Below are 19,010 nucleotides of genomic sequence, written 5' to 3' on the forward strand. Positions count from 1 at the left end.
AGGCGTCAGCGAACGAGCGATGCTGATCGAAACCTTTGTCCGGATGAGTACGCTTGGCTCCTTTTCATCCGCCCGGTCGAATCGCTCTTACACCCATGCACGGTTTTTAAATGAGCGACATGCGCAGTCAAAACAAAAACACTTCGCTGCGGGCAAGACTCGCGGTTGATCTTCTCGGCAGGCTCAGCAAGCGGGGCGGCAACATTGCTTACTGATTCCCGTAGTGATTCCGCTAAGGCCTCGTCCAAACGACTGGCAAGCGCTCTGCCGTTGATTGCCGTATTAGGCGCGTGCGCGCTGCAGGCGCCCTATTCACCTGCGCCTCTTGGCGCCCAGGCGGCGTGGGCGAATCAACCGCCATACGCGCAGAAACTGTTACCAGCCTCCGAACAATGGTGGGTTGCTCTAAACGATCCGGTGCTTGACGACATGATCGAAACCGCCTTTACCAGTAGCCCCTCCCTCGCTCTGGCGGCGGCGCATCTGGACGAGGCGCGCGCCACGCTCGGTGTGCAGACATCTCTCGGCCGCCCTCACGTGACCTTGAACGGAAGTGCAGGCCGGGCGCGCGTCCAGGGCAGCAGCGGCTCTGCAAACAACACGGCTCAAGTCGGCAGCTCGGTCATCGGCGGTCCCTCTCTGGCCTGGGAAATCGACGTGTTCGGCCGTCTTCGCGACACGCGCGCAGCAGCAAGCCGGCGGCTCGATGCTCGTACCGCGGACGCGGCGGCAGCGCGCTTGTTGCTGTCATCGCAAGTGGCGGGCACCCTGATGTCGCTTCGCGCATGCCGGCTCATACTGGATTTAAAGCGCGAGGACATTGCTTCCAGGCAAAGAGATCTGGTGCTGACACGCCGGCGAGTGGAACTGGGGTTCGCAGCACCTGTCGATGCAAGCCGTTCACTTAGCGGCGTATCCGACGCACAAGTCGGTCTGGTGAGCCAGGACGAATCGTGCGTCAAGGGCCTCGACGCGCTCGTCGGCCTGACGGGTCTTTCCGCATCGGAGATCGAGACGCGACTGCGGTCGCCGGCAAGCCCGCCTAAGCTGACGAACTACGAGGGCAGCACGTTTCCCAAGCCGCCGGCCGCTACGCTCACGCTTCCTGCCCTCGTCCTCGCGCGTCATCCGGGCGTGATCGCAGCCGAGCGCGAAGTCGCGGCGACCTATGCGGAGATCGGCGTTGCGCGCGCGAACCGGCTGCCTATCTTCAACCTCACTGCAGCGCTCAGCGGTAACTGGATCTCGGCGTCCGGAACGACCATTGCGTTCCTCGGCTGGTCGCTGATCCCCACGCTCAGCGCTCCGCTCTTCGATGGCGGCGCAGGTGCAGCCCAGGTCGACGCTGCTACCGCTCGTTATCTCGCCGCGCTCGCGTCGTTGAACACGACCTTGCGCAATACCACGCAGGACATCGAGGACGCGCTCACCGAGCAGGCGCATGCATCCGAGCGTCTTGCTGCCGCACAGCGTTCACGCGACGCGTATCAAGCGACGTTCGACGCTACCGAATCGCAATGGCGCGCCGGTGCGATCGACGTTTTCCAGCTTGAAGACACACGCCGGCAACGAGAAGCCGCAGACGAAACGGCCGTCGATGCCGCGCGAGCGAGTGTGCAAGCCTGGGTGGATATCGTCCGCGCATCGGGCAATGCCGCCACGTTTTCAACCACGCCTACCGAACCGGATTGACACGACATGTCCCAGCCTTTTACTACGCCGATCACGGTCTCGAAGCGCAAGCTCGCCATCGCGGTGCTGGCAGCCGCTTTAATCGCGGCGATGGTAGCCGGGATTGCAATGCGCGGACACGCTCCGGCTGCACCACCCCCGCCTGCCGCCAGCGCGCTCACGGTAGCCGTGGTGCAGCCCCGTCACGCACGCTGGGCCGAATCGATCGACGTGTCGGGCGCCATTGCGCCTTGGCAGGAAGCATCGATTCGATCGTTGCTGACGGGCGAGCGTCTCACGCGAGTGGAGGTAGACGTTGGCAGCGTGGTAAAGCGCGGGCAGTTGCTGGCACGCTATGACACGACGATGCTCAAGGCCGTCGCCGCGCAAAGTGCCGCAGCACTCGCACAGGCGCAAGCAAGCGCGCAACAGGCACGGACGAACGAATCGCGTGCGCTGCAAATGAACGATAGCGGCGGCATCAGCAAGCAGGATCTGCTGCAATACCGGACGACTGCACAAGTGACCAAGGCGCAGGAAGACGCAGCGCGCGCGCAACTGCAGGCCCGCATGATCGACCTGCAAAACGCCAGCATCCTTGCTCCTGATGACGGCACCATCAGCGCGCGCACTGCCACGCTGGGCTCCGTTGCGCCGGTCGGACAGGAGTTGTTCCGGCTGATCCGGCAAGACCGGCTGCAGTGGCAAGCAGAAGTCACGGCGGCCGAGGTGGCATCGGTTCGTATCGGACAGCCTATCGTCCTGCTGTTGCCGGATAACACGCTGGCTCGTGGCACAGTCGGGAGAATCGCGCCTTCACTGGATCCACAATCGCGCGTCGCACTCATTTATGCCGACCTGGAGCCGGGTTCGCATGCGCGAGCCGGTATGTACACAGGCGGGCGCATCGTGCTTGGCGAAAGCAACGCGCTCGTCATTCCCGCATCGGCGCTTGCGATGCACGACGGCCGCAATAACGTCGCCGTCGTGGTCGACCGTGACGGCATAGAACGCGTCTCGTTGCGCGAAGTCACCACCGGCCGGCGAGAAGGAAACGCTGTTGAAGTCGTGCATGGACTTGCGGGTACGGAGCGCATTGTCGGGAACGGGGCAGGGCTGCTCAACGAAGGCGATCTGGTGACGCTTGCATCGGCTCCTGCACTGCTGGCGGAGAAAGAAAAAAGCGGGATGCGCCAATGAACTTCGCTACCTGGTCCATCCATCACCGCATCCCGGTTATCGTTCTATTCATCTTCCTTTCTTTCGCAGGCTTCTGGGGGTTCCATCAGCTGCCCGTGGCGAACATGCCCGATCTCGACCTACCGACGATCAACGTGACCCTGTCGCTGCCTGGCGCGGCACCCGCCCAGCTCGAAGCCGATGTCGCCCGCAAAGCCGAGGATGCGCTCGCCACGTTGCAAGGCATCAAGCACCAGAGCACGCAGATTGTCGACGGGCAGGTGCATATCCAGGTCAAGCTTTTCATTGGGCGCAACATCTCCGACGCACTGAATGAAGCGAAGGATGCAATCGATCGGATCCGCTCCCAACTGCCCGCCGATCTCGACCCGCCGATCATCACTGCCGTAAGAAGCGATTCCAACCCGATCATTACCTTCGCGGTTGCTTCAACTCGGCTGAGTGAAGTGCAACTGTCATGGTTTATCGACGATACCGTCAGCAAGGCGGTGCTCGCCGTACCGGGGGTCGCTCAGTTCGAGCGAGTGGGCGGCGTGACGCGCGAGGTGCGGATAGATGTCGACCCGGTCAAGCTGGCATCCACCGGAATGACGGCCGTGGATCTCTCGCGGGCGCTGCGTTCCATGCAAGTGGACGCATCGGGCGGACGTGGCCGCTGGGGTAGCGGAGAACAGTCCATGCGGGTTCTCGGCACCGTTGCGCAGGCGGCGGACCTCGACAGGTTTCCGCTCACGTTGGCCGATGGCCGCTCCATCTCGCTTGACCAGGTCGCTCGCGTAAGCGACACCGTCGCGGAGCAGACACAGTCCGCCATATTGGGTGAACACCGGGTAGTCGGTTTCCGGATTTATCGTGCTAAGGGCGCGGACGAAACGCAAATAGCGACCCGTGTCGAAGAAGCCCTGCAAACGCTTCGCGCGGCCGACCCGGCGCTTTCGTTAAGACAGGTATCGAGTACCGTCGATTACACCAGGGAGCAATACAAAGGCTCCATGGATATGCTCTACGAGGGCGCAGTGCTGGCCGTGCTCGTGGTCTGGTGGTTCTTGCGCAACAGCCGCGCAACCCTGGTGGCGGCAGCCGCACTGCCCTTGTCGATATTGCCGACCTTCGCGGCCATGCAGTGGCTGGGCTACTCGCTGAACACCCTGACACTGCTGGCGCTTGCGGTCGTGATTGGCGTACTGGTCGATGACGCCATTGTCGAGATTGAAAATATCGAACGGCATGCGCAGATGGGCAAACCCATCTTGCAGGCCGCGACCGATGCCGTGATCGAGATTGCCTTGCCGGTGACCGCGACCACCTTGTCGTTAGTCGCGATCTTCCTACCGACCGCTCAAATGAGCGGTGTTCCAGGGCTTTTCTTCAAGCAGTTTGGCTGGACAGCCGTTGTCGCCGTCCTGATGTCGCTGCTGGTCGCGCGATTGCTCACGCCGATGATGGCGGTCGCGTTGCTCAGTCACTCGCCGCCGCATGACCCCAAGCCCTCGCGCTTAATGCAGCGATATCGAACGCTTGTGTACTGGTGTCTTGCCCATAAGAAGACCACGCTAGTTCTCACTGCCGCGTTGCTTGCGGGCTCGATTGCGCTGATCCCGCTGATACCAACGGGTTTCGTGCCAACCTCCGATCGTGGTTTCATCGAGATCAACGTCGAGTTGTCGCCCGGCAGCGCGCTCGATACGACGCTCGCCGTCGAACAAGACGCACGTCGGGCGCTGGCCGGATTACCCGGGATCGAACAGATCTTCAGCGTCGCCGGAGGGAATGCGACCACGAGTTTCGATTCTGTCCAGACCGCCGGCACGCGCTTCGGGACCATGACGCTCATGCTATTACCACGCGGACAGCGGCTGTCTCAGGCAAGTATCGAGCAGTCGGTCAGGTCACGTCTTGCGACCGTAGCGGGCGCCCGCTTCTCGGTGGGCGGCGGCGATCTCGGACAGAAGTTCGAGATGATCCTGACCAGCGACAACACCACCGCGCTGACTGAAAGCGCCAATCTGGTGGCCCGGGAAATGCGCAGTGTCCCGGGACTATTCAACGTCGCATCGTCGGCCAGCATCGAGCAGCCAGAGATCGAGGTTCGCCCCAACATGACGCTTGCGGCTGAACGCGGCATCAGCACCGCGACCATCGGCGAAGCGGTGCGCATCACCACGAGCGGCGACTTCGATCCGCAATTGCCCCGGCTCAATCTGGATGACCGGCAGATTTTCGTCCGCGTGCGGCTGGGGGAAAAAGCCCTTGAACACGTTAGCTCGGTATTCGACCTGCGGCTCAAAGGCCGCGATGGCCTCGTACCGCTAGGCTCGATTGCCGATATCGCCATGGGCAGCGGTCCGGCCGAGATTGCCCGGTACGATCGCAAGCGCTATGTCTCCCTGACCGCGGATCTGAGCGGGGCGGCGCTTGGCGCAGCGGTGGACGCGGTCAAGGCGCTGCCCTCGGTGCGCGCGTTGCCGTCCAATGTCCGGCTGCTCGACAGCGGAGACGCGGACACCATGGCCGAACTGTCGTCTGGTTTTGCCATCGCCATGTTCACCGGCATCTTGTGCGTCTATCTGCTGCTCGTGGTGCTGTTCAAAGACTTCTTCCAGCCCATCACGATCCTGTCTGCACTTCCGCTATGTCTGGGCGGATCCTTCGTCATGCTGCTTGTGACGGGCAGCGAGCTGGACGTTCCGTCGATGGTCGGCCTGGTGATGCTGATGGGAATCGTGACCAAGAACTCCATTCTGCTGGTCGACTACGCCATCCGCAATCTTGAGCAGGGCCAAATGACGATCGTGGATGCACTTGTCGATGCATGCATGAAACGGGCAAGGGCCATTGTGATGACCACCGTGGCGATGACTGCAGGCATGCTGCCGATCGCCCTCGGCCTGGGTGCCGACGCCAGCTTTCGCCAGCCGATGGCGTTTGCGGTGATCGGCGGCCTGCTGACATCGACGGCGTTGAGCTTGCTGGTGGTCCCTGTGGTGTTCACCTACGTGGATGCATTCAGACGAAGAGCCGCGGCGCTGAGCCTATGGATCGCGTTGCGCAAGAGCCCGCAATAAGCGCGGTTTCGCGCCATCAGACCCGGTATTTTCGCATGCAGCAATCCGGTTGGCGAGTAAGTGAGCAGTAAGTCGGTGAGCCTTAAAGTCGGGTCCGTCATCCCCCTCTCTTCAAAGGCACAACTGTGAGAAAACTTCTTCGCCGTAGGAACCAACTGCTGCTAACGGTCGCATCGGTCATGCTGCATTCGGGGGCGGTTTGGGCAGAAGGCACGGCAGATCCGGGCGATTCAGACGACGCAGGGTTCACGGTTCTGAGCAATGCGACCAACGTCACGCATTGGGGCCTCGGTGCCGGTGTCGGCCTTGAGCAGTCGCCCTATAAGGGCTACGGATCAAAAGTTTCTCCCATTCCGCTGATCTACTTCGACGACAAGTGGGTACACGTGCTCGGCAACAAGCTCGACCTGAAGATCGGCAAGTGGAGCAACGTGCTGTTCGCACTTCGCGGCGAATACGCACTGGGCGACGGGTACAAGGGCTCGGATGCGCCGATCCTGAATGGCATGCAAAACCGTAACGGCGCGTTCTGGTTCGGCCCGGCACTTACCTGGCATTCCGGCTATGGCACCCTGTCGGGCGACTTCCTGACGGGTGGGAACAAGGGACAGAAAGCAAGTGTCGAGTTTGGGAAGGCCCTTGAATACGGCAGCTTTTCAATCGAGCCGCATGTAGGCGCCGAATGGCTCAGCAGCAAATACGTCGACTACTACTATGGCGTGAGGTCGTCGGAAGTGAAGGCGGGGCGGCCCGCTTACACGGGGAAAGCGTCCTACAATGTGTCGGTTGGGGCCAAGTTCGACTATCGCTTCACGCCCCATCAGCTCGTGACCTTCGACGTTGGCGTCAAGCACCTGAGCAGCGGGATCACCGACAGCCCGCTGGTCGGCAAGCGGTATGTTCCCGAGGTCAGGCTCGGTTATCTCTATCAATTCAAGTGAGCACCGCTCCATGTCGCGAGTCGCACTGGTCGAAGACCATGCACGTTTGGCGGGGATGATCCGGCAAGCGTTGTCAGGCGCAGGAATCGAAACCGATATCTTCAGCAATCTATCGGAGGCCCACTACGGCATCAGCCAGGCGAACTACGCGGTCCTGATCCTCGACCGTGGGTTGCCCGACGGCGACGGGCTAGCGTTCCTGCGCAAGCTGCGTGAAGCCGGGCGGATGATGCCGTGCCTGATGCTGACCGCGCGGGATGCGTTACATGACCGGATCGACGGCCTGGAAACCGGTGCGGACGACTACGTCACCAAACCGTTCGCCATGAGTGAACTGGTCGCGCGTGTGCGCACGCTGATGCGGCGGCCGGTCGAACTCACGACGCTGGTTCAGAGTTTCGCGGACATCGCCGTCGACCCGCAGCAACGCGCCATGCGCTGCGGCGACCAGGCGGTCATGCTTGCGCCAACCGAACTGCAGATCATGTTGACCCTGCTCAAGGCGGCTGGCCAGACCGTCCGGCATTCGACACTGGAACACGCCGCCTGGGGATTAGGGGAAGCTGTCACGCCGAACGCGCTTGAGGTGACCATTCACCGTTTGCGCAAGAAGCTGCTGGCGATCAATGCCACCGCGCGTCTTGCTAACGTCCGGGGCGCGGGCTTTGCGCTGCAAAAGCTGGACTGACTGATTTGCACGCGTGAGCTCCCTGATCCACGATGTGAGGACTCTATGAAGCAACTTATCCTTGTGGTTGAAGGTGACGCAAGCTGCCGCGATGCGCTGCGCACCACCTTGCAGGCAAGCGGCTACGACGTCGCGGTCTTGTACGACGCCAGCAAGGTTGTCCGGCGCATAGAAGCAGAGCGGCCCACGCTGATGGTCATGGCCGGTGGTGCGTCCAGCGGAGATGGTCTCCCGGCACTACAAGCACTACAGGCTCTTCGCACGACTCAGGACGACTTGCCGATCATCATGCTTGGCGAGCAGGGCGACGAGACAGAGCGCATCATTGCACTTGAATGCGGCGCTGACGATTTCATCTCGAAGCCCTTCAACGTGCAAGAGGTACTGGTCAGGATTCGAAATGTACTCAGGCGGGTTCAACGTCACCGTCTTCAGGATCCGGTCTGGCGAGCGCCGTATGAATTTGACGGGTTCAGACTGGATTTTGCGTGGCGCAGTCTCACTTATCATGGAGAACCGGTCCCGCTTACGCAGAACGAATACGCAATCCTCGCTCTGCTCGTCACGGCGCCAGGACGGGTTTTTACCAAGGCTGCCATTGTCCAGCGCATTTCGGCTGACACGCCGGACGCGCAAGGGAACGTGGGTGTCTGGGTGCATCGCCTGCGCATGCGGATCAAACGGGCGGCCGGCGCCTGCGAGATCATAGAAACCGTGCGCGGAAAAGGCTATGCGTTTAATCTCGATCCGACGCGATCGCATCGCAGCGCATTCGAAAACGGCCGTGCAAATGCGCTGCCTCCGCGGACGTCGATGCAAGGCGGCGTCAGGTGATATCTGGCCGCGGTCATTCGTCTGACCCAACGTGCGAAACCCGCCGCAAGGGTAATCGGCAACATAGAAAATGTAACTGGCTTTCCCGTGTGGATGAACAGCGTGTGCAGGCTACAAACGCATGGCTTTCCTTTCGCAGCAGCCGTTGACAGATACGGATAGCAATCATGTTCCACTACTGGATTAGAAGCCTGTCCGCGCGCTTGTGGATCACCAGCGTTGCCGCCCTGGCGGCAAGTCTTACCGTCATTGCCGCGATCGTGCTTTATGGATTCAATCACTTGCCGCCCGAGCGATTCCGGAGCGACGAAAGCCTGAGAATGGCCCAACGGGTTGCTGCGGGCCTGAACTTCGACGAATCCGGCCGCCCTGTGTCGATCAAGGTCAACGAGCAGACCACCTGGCTTTTCGATGCAGCGCCGACCGAGCTTTTATATCGGGTGCTGGATGAATCGGGGCAAGTCGTGCTTGCGTCGCGAGGCGCACGTAACGACGATCCGTGGGATGTCGGAGACCTCGCCTCCGCTGTCGGCACGATGAGGCACGCAACAATAGCGGGCAGAAAGTTCGACGTGGTAACACTGGAGATCCGCCATGGGCAGGCGTGGTTCTTCGTACAAAGCGCGGCCAGCGAAGCCTTTAACCGGGCGGCTCTTGGCGAAAAGATCGAGCCGATTCCGGAGATTGTCGGATATACGCTTTTGATCGCGACCATCATCTTTGGTCTGACGCTGACATTTACCGTACGCCGGGTGCTACGGCCTCTCAGGGAGGCGTCGAGTGCTGCCGCATCGATCACGCCTCAGAACCTCCAGACCCGCTTGTCGGTCGTGGGCCTGCCAAGCGAGATCAAACCTCTTCTCACCGCATTTAATGAAGCGCTTGCGCGACTGGAGAACGGTTTTGCCGTGCAACAGCAATTTCTCGCTTCTGCCGCACACGAACTCCAGACACCGCTGACTTTGATCAGAGGCCAGATCGAGCTGCAGCCGGAGATCGAGAACAAGGAGCTGCTGTTCCGCGAAATCGATTTGATGGCGCGGCAGGTTCGGCAATTGCTGCATCTCGCCGAGGTCAGCGAATCGCAAAACTTCAATTTTTCCGACGTGGACAGGGTCGCTGTCGCGGAAGACGTAGTGGGCTACCTTGCCCGCAAGGCGGATAAAAAGCAGGTGAAACTGCATGTCGACGCGCCCATCGTTCCAGAAACAATGCGCGCTGACAGAAGCGCCCTCTTTATCCTGTTAAAAAATATTGTTGAGAACGCGATCAACGCCACGCCGCCCCTCGGATCTGTCATGGTCCTGGTCGATGACAGAACCATTCGGATCCAGGACGAAGGCTCAGGCGTCAATCCCGAGTATCTGCCATTTTTGTTCGAGCGATTCTGGCGTGCTCCCGACGCCCGCCACGACGGGGCCGGATTGGGACTAGCCATCTGCCGCGAGATAGCGCTGGCTCATGAGTGGCGGCTTACCGTTAGAAGGTTGACCTCGGGAACTCAATTTATTGTGTGGTTTTAGCTGGTCTCATATGAAAACCCGGGTGATGTTCGGCTCCAGAATTTGTTATTAGCAATCCTTTTTATATTCTATCCGGCTTTGCGATCAGGGCGACCGCATAGGTTCTTTGTGGTACTCACTGTCCGCCAGCATCCCTGCGTGCCGGTAGTACGCATGCTTCCCGATGTGAATTCAGACTCGAATTTTTGAAGGATAAACAATGAAGCGTTGGGAAACACCAGCCCTGTGGCGTTGGCTGGTTGTAGCGGCCGCCTTGAGTTTCATACCCGGACTATTCTTGCCCTACATCGGGGAAGAGGCGGTATACACCATCTCGACGCTCGAGATGTGGCATGCGCATGACTTATCCAATCCGCTGATCTACGGTGCGGTGTATGGGCGTCCACCGTTCCTGAACTGGATAATGCTCCCCCTTGCCGAACTCCTTGGCGTGCCACACGTTCTGATTGCGAGCCGGATTGTTACGGCTGTGTCGACCATTCTGACCGGCGCAGCGCTTTTTGGCCTGGGACAATACCTGGGTATCGACCGCCGTCATACGTGGCTGGCTGTCCTCGCGTTCTTGAGCTCTGACGCGCTTCTCTATCACGGGTGGCTCGCTTATGCCGATCCGCTTTTTGGCTTGCTGACATTCGCCGCCATGAGTTGCGTTCTGCTTGCCGCTCGCAGGCAAAACGTCGCGCTATTGATAGCTGCGTCGTTGTTTACGATTGCCGCTTTCCTGACCAAGGCGCTTACGGCCTACGTTTTTGTTGCGATCGTCTGGCTAGTGGTTTATGTGCGCCACCGGGAAGCCCGCCTGACGTTAATCAAGCCTGCAGCGCTTTTGTCTTATGCGCTTGCGATTGCCGTGCCGATCGTCTGGTATAGCTTCAACCATACCGCTGCAGTAGGTGCCCAAGGCGCATTGATGGTGGCCGACATAGCCAACAAGCTGCGTCCCGACAGCCTGTTCGAGTGGCTGTCGCAGGTCGTCACGTTCCCGCTTGAAACCTTTTGCCGGTTTTTGCCTGTCTCGCTCATCGTCATTTATACATACGTCCGTCAACGGTCCACTCCGCAACCGGCCGCGAATCAATGGGAGGGCACGATCGCGTGGGCAACGTTGCTTAACTTCTTGCCGTACTGGCTCGCGCCCTCAAGCAGCATTCGATACATCCTGCCGATCTACCCAATGATCGCGTTCTGTCTTGGTGGTTACCTGAGCCGGATCGACCTGCGAACGCTTCGTGTTGCGGTGGGGTGCATCTCGGTTGCCATCGTCCTTAAATACATTGCAATGGTCTGGGCTTTCCCGGCCTACGAGGTCAGATACCGCGGGGACGCAGCTGCGGTCGCCAAGGATATTCTTTACGCGACACACGATGCTCCGCTCTACATCGATGACCCCTCTAGCGCCGGACTGACTATCGCGGCAAACATCGACCAAATGCGATGGCCGGCAGCTCCAATTACGTTTCCCCTCGCTGAATCACGAGATGGCTGGATCATTACACGTCACGCCGACGCTGCAGGTAGAACGCTGGTGCGCGACTACTGGCTCGGTGGGGACCACGTTTATCTGGTGTGTAGCGGACGAGATTGCGCCACGTCCGGATCGCAGCCGGCCGTAAAAGGACCGTCGAGGACAACCGTGCCTCTTGTCCACGATGAAACTCGACGACCCGGTGATCTACGCTTGAGCTCTGTCGAAGCCAAACCAGAGTAAGCAAACCGAAAAATTCCGGTGGCCGCCATCATTGGTCCGTAGCATCCGGTCCCGGATAATCTGCAATACGTTCGAGGATATCGCCAAGCTCGATCAGATCAGACGCTATAAGCGAGGCGCAATCCGCCCCAATGACGGCCTGCAACCATGATTGGCGCGGACACGTCTTTCATCAGCGCGTATTGCCCGGCGCCCATGTCGCGTCGATACGTTTGCAGCAAGAACGGCTTGGTATGGGACGCCGAAGCCAAACCGGTCCGGTCGTTGAAGATGCGCCGGTTACGTGCGTTGGCGGCATTCCAGACAGGATCGGCGCCTTGAGAGTGGGAGAACTTCTTGTTGTGCGTGGGCAAGTAACCCTTGGTATCGACCGCGGCGCAGAACACCACGCGTTTATCCAGCGCCAGCAAAGGCTCCTGGATCTCGGGTAATACGCGGTCGGTAAACTGAATATAACGGGTAGTGAATTGCTCGGGATTGGTCCCGGCAATCGGGTTATAAGCATGATCGAAAAGGTCCGCTGCCGAGATCTCGCCGCGCGAGATAGCGTGCTCGAACGCGCGGCCGATCTTTTGCGAGGCGGCCATGACCGCTTCGATAAACGGCGTATCGGGCGTTTCTATCCCGGCTTCGGCCGTCAGTTCGATCAAGGTTTCGGACACGCCCAGCAGCTTGCTCAACTGATCGCGCGCCTTCGTGAAGCTGGCGCTTGACTGTTCGACGCCCGCGACCATTTCAGACACTTGCGACTCCAGTCCGCTGCATTGCTGGTCGATAGCTTCGGTCTGCAGCGCGATTTGCTCGGCTTCGACGCTGAGTTCCGTAATCGCTTTCCCCGTATTCGACACGACTTCGCCGATCGCGTGCGTGCCCTCTTTGACGCGTTGCGCGCGCATGGCGCTGGCGGAGCCTTCGGCTATCAGCAAGTCGGCCTGGCCCGATAATCTGGTGAGTGTCGCCCCGATTTCCGAGGTCGCCTGGGCGGTCTTGGCGGACAGCGCCTTCACCTCGGCTGCGACCACGGCGAAGCTCTTGCCGGATTCGCCTGCACGGGCCGCTTCTATCGCGGCATTCAAGGCCAGCAAGTTGGTCTGGCGCGCGATGATCGAGATTTCTTCGGAAATCTTGCTGACGCCGTTTAATGACTCTCGCAAGGTTTCGATCTCGGCTGCCATCACCGAGACACTGTCGACCAGGCTATGGATGTCCGCCAGCGAAACCCTGACGGTTTCCTGGGACTGGCTGACATCGGACGCGGCCTGGTCCGCCACAATCCGCATCTGACGCGCCGCAGCAGCAATCCGCTGGTTGCCTTCCATGGTCGATGTCGCGGAACGCTGCAGACCGTGGCATAGATCGGTCTGACGCGTGGCGCGGGCAGCGACTTCCTCCACGTGTCCCGACACATCGCAGATCTCAATTCCCAGCTTGCCCGCGTGCTCTGCAATCTTGGCGACCGCCACCAGCGTGCGCCCGCGTTGCCCGAATCCGAAACCCGTCATCCCTCGCCTCCGGTATTTTAATTTGCGTGGAATTCCCCGATTCTGTCTCGACATGCCGGGCCCGCGAATTCCGCGCGACGTCCTCCGGTATAACGTCCGATTGCAGCAAAAACTAAAGGGTGGCGAAGGAACCCATGCGAGATATCGCGTTTGACCGGCGTGCGGGCTGTGTTGTCGGTTCGAACCGACACAGACAGGCATCCGGCAGCGGCACGATTTGCCATCGGTAATTGTCAGTAGCCGAAGCCGCCAGCGGCCAGCAAATCAATCGCGATCGGGCGCGCCCAACGGAAACAGCGGCCGATACGGACGCGCCTCGTCAACGGCACGTGCAAATGACGGACGGGCCAGCAGCCGTTGCCGGTACGCGATCACGTGCGGAAACGCCGAGCCTATGCGATGCGTCCAGTCCGCATAAAACAGGAACGGTGCAGCGCCGCAATCGGCCAGGCTGAAGTCATCGCCAGCGGCCCATTCGCGGTCCGCCATGATCCCGTTGAGCCAGCCGTAAGCAGTGTCGAGCATCGCGCGGGCATCGGCGACACCTCGTGGGTCTCGCTCCGTTTCCGGCCGCAAACTGTCGGCCACGATCTTCTGCTGCGGCGTCGAGAGGTAGTTGTCGAAGAAGCGGTCCATGCAGCGAACTTCCAACGCGGTACGGGCATCCTCAGGCAGCAGATGCGTGGGCCCCGGATGATACAAGCCAAGGTGCTCGATGATGATGCTCGCTTCGACCACAGTGCGCCCCGCGTCAACCAGCACGGGGAAACGCTTCATTGGCCAGAGCGCTACGAGCTCCTCCATGACCTGCGGGTTCTCATGCGACAACGCGCGAAATTCGAACGGCGTGCGGTTTTCGTACAGCGCGACCAGAACCTTCTGGCAGTACGACGAAAAAGGATGCGCGTAGAGTTTTAATGTCATCGGATCACCTCGGGTGGAAAGGCATGTTGCTAAGCAACGGCGGCTAAAAAGCTGCTTTACCTGACGACGAACAAGGCCGGCGGAAATCGACATCGATCCGGAAACATTTATTCAACGGCCTCACACAAGCGGCCTTCTTTACAAAACCATTTCAGACCGCAGGTGCAGATGGGGACGCAAAACGAATGCCCTAAGCGGCGCGCGTCGTCACGCGTGCAAGGGGTTTGAGAATTCCTCGACACACGCTTGCCGTACCCGCTCGACGGCCGTGGACCAGCCCTCGTCCGCGGATTGCCGGAACAGGCGCAGCGTCTGCGGATACCAGGGTGAGTCTTCCCGCTCGCGCATCCAGCGCCAATCGATGTCATCTCGCGGCAACAGCACCCAAGTCGGCTTGCCCAGCGACGCAGCCACGTGCGCTGCGGACGTGTCGACGCAGATCATCAGATCGAGCTCGCCGATGATAGCGGCGGTATCGGCGAAATCGGTCAATTCCGTCCCGAGATGCAGCAGCGGCTGAGCGGCTGGCGACGACTGCCCCTCGTCTTCGCCCTGTCCTTTCTGGAGACTCACGAAGCTGACACCCGGCACGCTCCAGAGCGGCGCGAGCGTAGCCAGCGACGGCATCGACCGGTTGGCATCGTTGTGATGTTTAGGATTGCCCTTCCAGACCAGCCCGATTTTGCGCCCGGGTGGGAGCGTTGCAAGTCGCGCGCGCCAATGATCGACGAGCGACGGGTCGGGCCTTAACTGGACGGCATCGGGAATCGTGTTCGCGGTTGTGCGCAGATGCAGCGGCACGCTCATCGGACTTGTCCAGCAGTCGTATTCGCGTGCCCGGGCCAGCGCTGTCTCGTGGTCGAGTACCGCATCGACACCATCGACAGCGGCGAACATCCTGTGCAATGCAGGCGCGCAGGCAAACGCGATATGCGCGGCTCCTTGTGCCTTGAGCAACGGAAAATAGCGGCCGAAGTGGACCATGTCGCCGAGGCCATCTTCTTGCCAGACCAGCAGCGACTTGCCCGCAAGCGCTTCACCCCGCCACCGTGGACAAGGTAGCGTGGACTGCGTCTGGTGATGAATAAATCCTGGCTGGTCATAACGCGAGTCGTAAAGCCGCCATCCCTCTTCGAACTCGCCGGTGCTGAGCAGCAGCGTTGCAAGACTGACTTTCGCGTCGTGATAGTCGGCGCGGATAGCGAGTGCTCGCCGGTAAGCCGCCTCGGACTCGGGTAGATGGTTGAGTTCCTTAAGCACGTTGCCAAGGTTGTGGTGGCTTTCGGCGAGATCGGGGCGAATGAGTAGCGCTTGCCGGTAAGCCGCCACGGCATCAGGCAAGCGACGCTGCGCCCAGAGCACATTGCCAAGGTTATTGCGGGCTTCGACGATGTCGGGGCGCATCAGCAGCGCTTGCCGGTAGGCCGCCTCGGCCTCGGACAGCCGGTCGAGCGTGTGCAGCACGATACCCAGGTTGTAGTGGGCCTCCGCGTAGTCGGGACGGATTGCAAGCGCCTGACGATAAGACATCTCGGCTTCGGGAAGCCGTTGCAAAGCGCCCATCAACGCACCCAGGTTGAGGTGAGCTTCCGCGTAGTCGGGACGAATAGTCAGTGCCATCCGGCAAGCCAGCTCGGCCTCGGGCAGACGGCCTAGTTCCTTGAGCACGGTTCCCAGGTTGTTGAGCGCTTCAGCGTGCTGAGGGCGGATGAGCAGCGCCTGGCGGTACGCGGCCTCGGCTTCCGGCAGTCGGCCGAGCGCGTTGAGCACGTTGCCGAGGTTGTTGTAAGCCCCAGCGTCGGGTGACGTTGCCAGCGCTTGCCGATAAGCACTCTCCGCCTCATGCAGACGGCCGAGGTCATAAAGCACGATGCCCAGGTTGTAGTGGGCCTGCGAGTAATCCGCGCGGATAGCAAGCGCTTGCCGGTACGCGGCCTCCGCGTCGGGCAAGCGGCCGAGGTCGTAGAGCACCGCGCCAAGGTTGTTATTGGCCTCGGCAAGCTCGGGGCGGATGCCAAGCAGTTGCCGGTAGGTCGCCTCTGCTTCCGGAAGACGGGAGAGTCCCTTGAGCAGCATGCCGAGATTATTGTAGGCATCGACGTAATCGGGCTTGGCCTCGATGGCCTGCCGCCAATACGCTTCCGCGTCCGCCAATTGGTTCAAGCCGAGCGAACAGACCGCCGCGATATTCAAGGCCTCCGCCAGCACGCCGCCGCTTAAGGCCCAACGCGCTTCAAGCGTCGGCTGCACCATCGACAACGCTTGCGCATACTGCCCGGCGAGGCATAACGAAGCCGCCGACTGGTAGCAGTCCATGCTGGAAGGCGCGGGCGTCGGTACAGAGGTCATGGGTCGATTGTCGAAGCTAAGGCCTGCGGTTTCGGGTCGGGTGCTAAAGAGAGAAGCGCCCGTCACGAAGGTTACGATAATTGCTATCGGCGTGACGGCGGGAAATGAGCGGATAGCTCCGCGCTATTCGAAGGATGGGGACGCTCTAGAGCGTTTGGACGAGCGAACAAAATCGCCGCGGCTAGTGCAATGACGCACTAGCCGCGGCGAACGGGTTAAACCTTACAAATGCGCTTAACGCTTGGCGTGGTTCGTTACGCCATAACGCGCCGCCGGCAACCGATGCGACAAGTTAGGCGCCAATGCCTGCCGCGCCGCTTCAAACGCATTCCAGTCGGCAGCTTCCGGCAACGACGGAATCGTCACCAGTTCACCCTGGTCGAGGCCGGCAAGGGCAGCGTCAACCATGTCTTGCGATGTCATGACAATACTTTCCGGCAGGTAGCTCACCGGCGTGCCCGCAACGTCCCAGAACTCCGTGCTGGTCGCGCCCGGCAACACTGCCTGGACCCGCACGCCCTTGGCGCCGAGTTCATGGTGCAACGACTGGGTCAACGCAAGCACGAACGCCTTGCTGCCGCCATACACGCCGTTCAGCGTCTCCGGCGACACCGCGACGATCGACGAAATGTTCACGATCGTGCCGCCACCACGTGCGACGAAACCCGGTACAACGGCCTTCGTCAAATGCGTCAGCGCAACCACGTTGAGCGTGATCATCGCGTCCATTTTTTCGATGTCCGAATCCACCAGCGGCGCCGTCGCGCCCACGCCGGCGTTGTTCACAAGCATTGTGATGCTGGAATCGTTGCGCAGGACGTCTTCCACCTGACGCACGCCTTCGGGTGTCCCCAAGTCCGCGACAACAACCTCGAAATTCCGGCCGGTGGCGGTTGTCAGCTTCGTTGCGAGGGCGTTCAGACGGTCGCGATTGCGCGCTACCAGGATGACGTCATAGCCGCGCTCCGCAAGCCGCTTGGCGTAATCCGCGCCAATGCCCGTCGAAGCGCCAGTCACCAGGGCCGTACCTTTGTTCGTTACATTGCTCATTTCCGTTCTCCAGTTTTTCAAGTGATCCGGCTGAAGCGCCGGTGTGTGAACGGAATAGTAGAAGTGTGCGATCATGTCCTCAATGACGTAGATACCACTTTTTAGGACATGCGCCGGATTGACGTTTCCGGCGCCGCGGGAGGCGATATGAAAACGGTCGGAATCATTGTTTATCCAGACTTTCAGGTGCTGGGGCTGGCGGTCTCGACGGTGTTCGAGTTCGCCAACGCAACGGTCGGGGAACCCGCGTACGAGGTGCGGTTAGTGTCGGAGCACGGCGGTTCCGTGCGCTCGTCGCTGGGTTTCGGCATCGAGACCGTCAGCTTCAAGGACAGTAAATTCCATACCCTGATTGTTGCCGGCGACAACACGGGCACGCCGCATTCGGCCGGCGTGGCGGCGTTTCTTCGCGACGCGCTAAAAACCTCGCAGCGCATCGCCGCCACCTGCACGGGTGCGTTTGTCCTGGCCGAGGCGGGTTTGCTCGACGGCCGCCGCGCCACCACGCACTGGTACTACGCACGCACGCTTCAACGCGCGTATCCGCTGGTGAAGATGGAAGAGGACCGGATTTTCATTGTCGATGGACCGATCTGGACGTCCGCCGGTGCGAGCGCCAGCATCGACCTCGCGCTGGCGCTTGTGGAGAAAGACCTGGGCACGGACACGGCGCGGCTCGTGGCGAAAAAACTGGTGGTCTATCATCGCCGCGCCGGGGGCCAGTCGCAGTACTCCGCGCTGCTCGAACTCGATGCGAAGTCGGATCGGGTGCAGACCGCGCTTGCTTATGCAAAGTCCAATCTGACCGCGAAGCTGTCGGTTGAAGAGCTGGCGGAAGTTGCCCATCTCAGTCCGCGCCAGTTCAGCCGGATTTTCACCGACGAAACCGGGCAGTCGCCCGCCCGTGCCATTGAAAATCTGCGTGTGGAGGCCGCTCGCCTGATGATGGAAGCGGGACGGCATTCAGTCGATGTAGTCGCGAAAGAGAGTGGTTTCGGCGATCGTGAACGGATGCGGCGCGCCTTCCTGCGTGCGTTCGGACAATCGCCGCAAGCGATGAGGCGTATGACGGAATCGCAGTTGGTTTAGGAGCTGCCTCTTTCGTGTGGCGTTCCTTAAGGAGCCCTTCAAACACGCTTGCTGGATCAACACAGGTTGATCGCGCCTCAGCCGGGATTATGTTGCCGGCGCCAACTGTGCGAGCACGGTCGTCATGTTCAGCACGTGCTGGTCATTCCCTGAAATCCCCGCGTCGTGCGCAGCCTTGGCCAATTGAGCATTGGTTAATCTGGCAAGGCCGTCGAAACCATCGCGGACAATCTTCGCAGCCATAGCCGGGCTAGCTTGAAGCTCACAGGTCTTGTCTTCGATAAGCCGTCGAAGGACATAATCGCGAGCAGCCGTTTTCGCGGCAAGAATGCCGCGTGCTTGTTCTTCTGTCATGTTGTTCTCCCCGAGTTCGCCCACGTTTTATAGCAACGCGGTGTCCCTTTGGCGGTTCGGAAGAACACACTTCGATCAAGTCTTTTTCGGGCGCAGTTGCGCATGGCTTTCT

Annotated in this window: 14 protein-coding genes; 9 read left to right on the plus strand and 5 right to left on the minus strand. The window is 60.5% G+C overall.

Annotated features, from left to right (window positions below; genetic code table 11):
- Positions 1-270 precede the first annotated feature (270 nt).
- The 8 genes from EOS_RS13775 to EOS_RS13810 all read left to right on the plus strand — a co-directional run bounded on the left by EOS_RS13775 (position 271) and on the right by EOS_RS13810 (position 11,630).
- The gene (locus EOS_RS13775; protein ID WP_053063871.1) at positions 271-1,692 is read left to right on the plus strand and encodes an efflux transporter outer membrane subunit; all 1,422 of its coding nucleotides are present in this window, start codon (positions 271-273) and stop codon (positions 1,690-1,692) included.
- 6 nt (positions 1,693-1,698) lie between these two features.
- The gene (locus tag EOS_RS13780) at positions 1,699-2,871 is read left to right on the plus strand and encodes an efflux RND transporter periplasmic adaptor subunit (RefSeq protein ID WP_047847204.1); all 1,173 of its coding nucleotides are present in this window, start codon (positions 1,699-1,701) and stop codon (positions 2,869-2,871) included.
- The gene (locus tag EOS_RS13785; protein WP_047847205.1) at positions 2,868-5,936 is read left to right on the plus strand and encodes an efflux RND transporter permease subunit; all 3,069 of its coding nucleotides are present in this window, start codon (positions 2,868-2,870) and stop codon (positions 5,934-5,936) included. The genes EOS_RS13780 and EOS_RS13785 overlap by 4 nt, the downstream gene beginning before the upstream one ends.
- Positions 5,937-6,061: 125 nt before the next feature.
- Positions 6,062-6,877, plus strand: a complete 816-nt coding sequence (locus EOS_RS13790) for a MipA/OmpV family protein (RefSeq protein ID WP_047847206.1) — start codon at positions 6,062-6,064, stop codon at positions 6,875-6,877.
- Between the two features lie 10 nt (positions 6,878-6,887).
- The gene (locus EOS_RS13795) at positions 6,888-7,565 is read left to right on the plus strand and encodes a response regulator transcription factor (RefSeq protein ID WP_047847207.1); all 678 of its coding nucleotides are present in this window, start codon (positions 6,888-6,890) and stop codon (positions 7,563-7,565) included.
- Positions 7,566-7,610: 45 nt separating this feature from the next.
- Positions 7,611-8,399, plus strand: a complete 789-nt coding sequence (locus EOS_RS13800; RefSeq protein ID WP_053063872.1) for a response regulator transcription factor — start codon at positions 7,611-7,613, stop codon at positions 8,397-8,399.
- A 371-nt stretch (positions 8,400-8,770) separates the two neighbouring features.
- The gene (locus EOS_RS13805) at positions 8,771-9,922 is read left to right on the plus strand and encodes a sensor histidine kinase (protein ID WP_326972924.1); all 1,152 of its coding nucleotides are present in this window, start codon (positions 8,771-8,773) and stop codon (positions 9,920-9,922) included.
- A gap of 199 nt (positions 9,923-10,121) precedes the next feature.
- Complete coding sequence (locus tag EOS_RS13810) at positions 10,122-11,630, plus strand: ArnT family glycosyltransferase (RefSeq protein ID WP_047847209.1); 1,509 nt, start codon at positions 10,122-10,124, stop codon at positions 11,628-11,630.
- A gap of 98 nt (positions 11,631-11,728) precedes the next feature.
- On the opposite strand, the gene EOS_RS13815 is transcribed toward EOS_RS13810, so the two are convergent.
- From EOS_RS13815 to EOS_RS13830, 4 genes are all read right to left on the minus strand, one after another.
- Complete coding sequence (locus tag EOS_RS13815) at positions 11,729-13,132, minus strand: methyl-accepting chemotaxis protein (protein ID WP_047847210.1); 1,404 nt, start codon at positions 13,130-13,132, stop codon at positions 11,729-11,731.
- A gap of 264 nt (positions 13,133-13,396) precedes the next feature.
- Positions 13,397-14,056, minus strand: a complete 660-nt coding sequence (locus EOS_RS13820; protein ID WP_047847211.1) for a glutathione S-transferase family protein — start codon at positions 14,054-14,056, stop codon at positions 13,397-13,399.
- A 207-nt stretch (positions 14,057-14,263) separates the two neighbouring features.
- A complete protein-coding gene (locus EOS_RS13825; protein ID WP_047847212.1) occupies positions 14,264-16,405 on the minus strand; it encodes a tetratricopeptide repeat protein in 2,142 nt (713 codons plus the stop codon).
- Positions 16,406-16,639: 234 nt separating this feature from the next.
- Positions 16,640-17,455 carry an SDR family NAD(P)-dependent oxidoreductase gene (locus tag EOS_RS13830; RefSeq protein WP_047847213.1) on the minus strand — a complete coding sequence of 272 codons (816 nt, stop codon included), beginning with the start codon at positions 17,453-17,455 and terminating at the stop codon, positions 16,640-16,642.
- 147 nt (positions 17,456-17,602) lie between these two features.
- Here EOS_RS13830 and EOS_RS13835 point away from each other — a divergent pair, with 147 nt between their 5' ends.
- Positions 17,603-18,544, plus strand: a complete 942-nt coding sequence (locus EOS_RS13835) for a GlxA family transcriptional regulator (RefSeq protein WP_047847214.1) — start codon at positions 17,603-17,605, stop codon at positions 18,542-18,544.
- Between the two features lie 87 nt (positions 18,545-18,631).
- Here EOS_RS13835 and EOS_RS13840 read toward each other — a convergent pair whose 3' ends face one another.
- Entirely contained in the window at positions 18,632-18,898 is a 267-nt protein-coding gene (locus tag EOS_RS13840) for a hypothetical protein (RefSeq protein ID WP_047847215.1), read from the minus strand.
- Positions 18,899-19,010 lie beyond the last annotated feature (112 nt).

The sequence above is a fragment of the Caballeronia mineralivorans PML1(12) genome (genome assembly GCF_001028175.1).
Lineage (GTDB): Bacteria > Pseudomonadota > Gammaproteobacteria > Burkholderiales > Burkholderiaceae > Caballeronia > Caballeronia mineralivorans.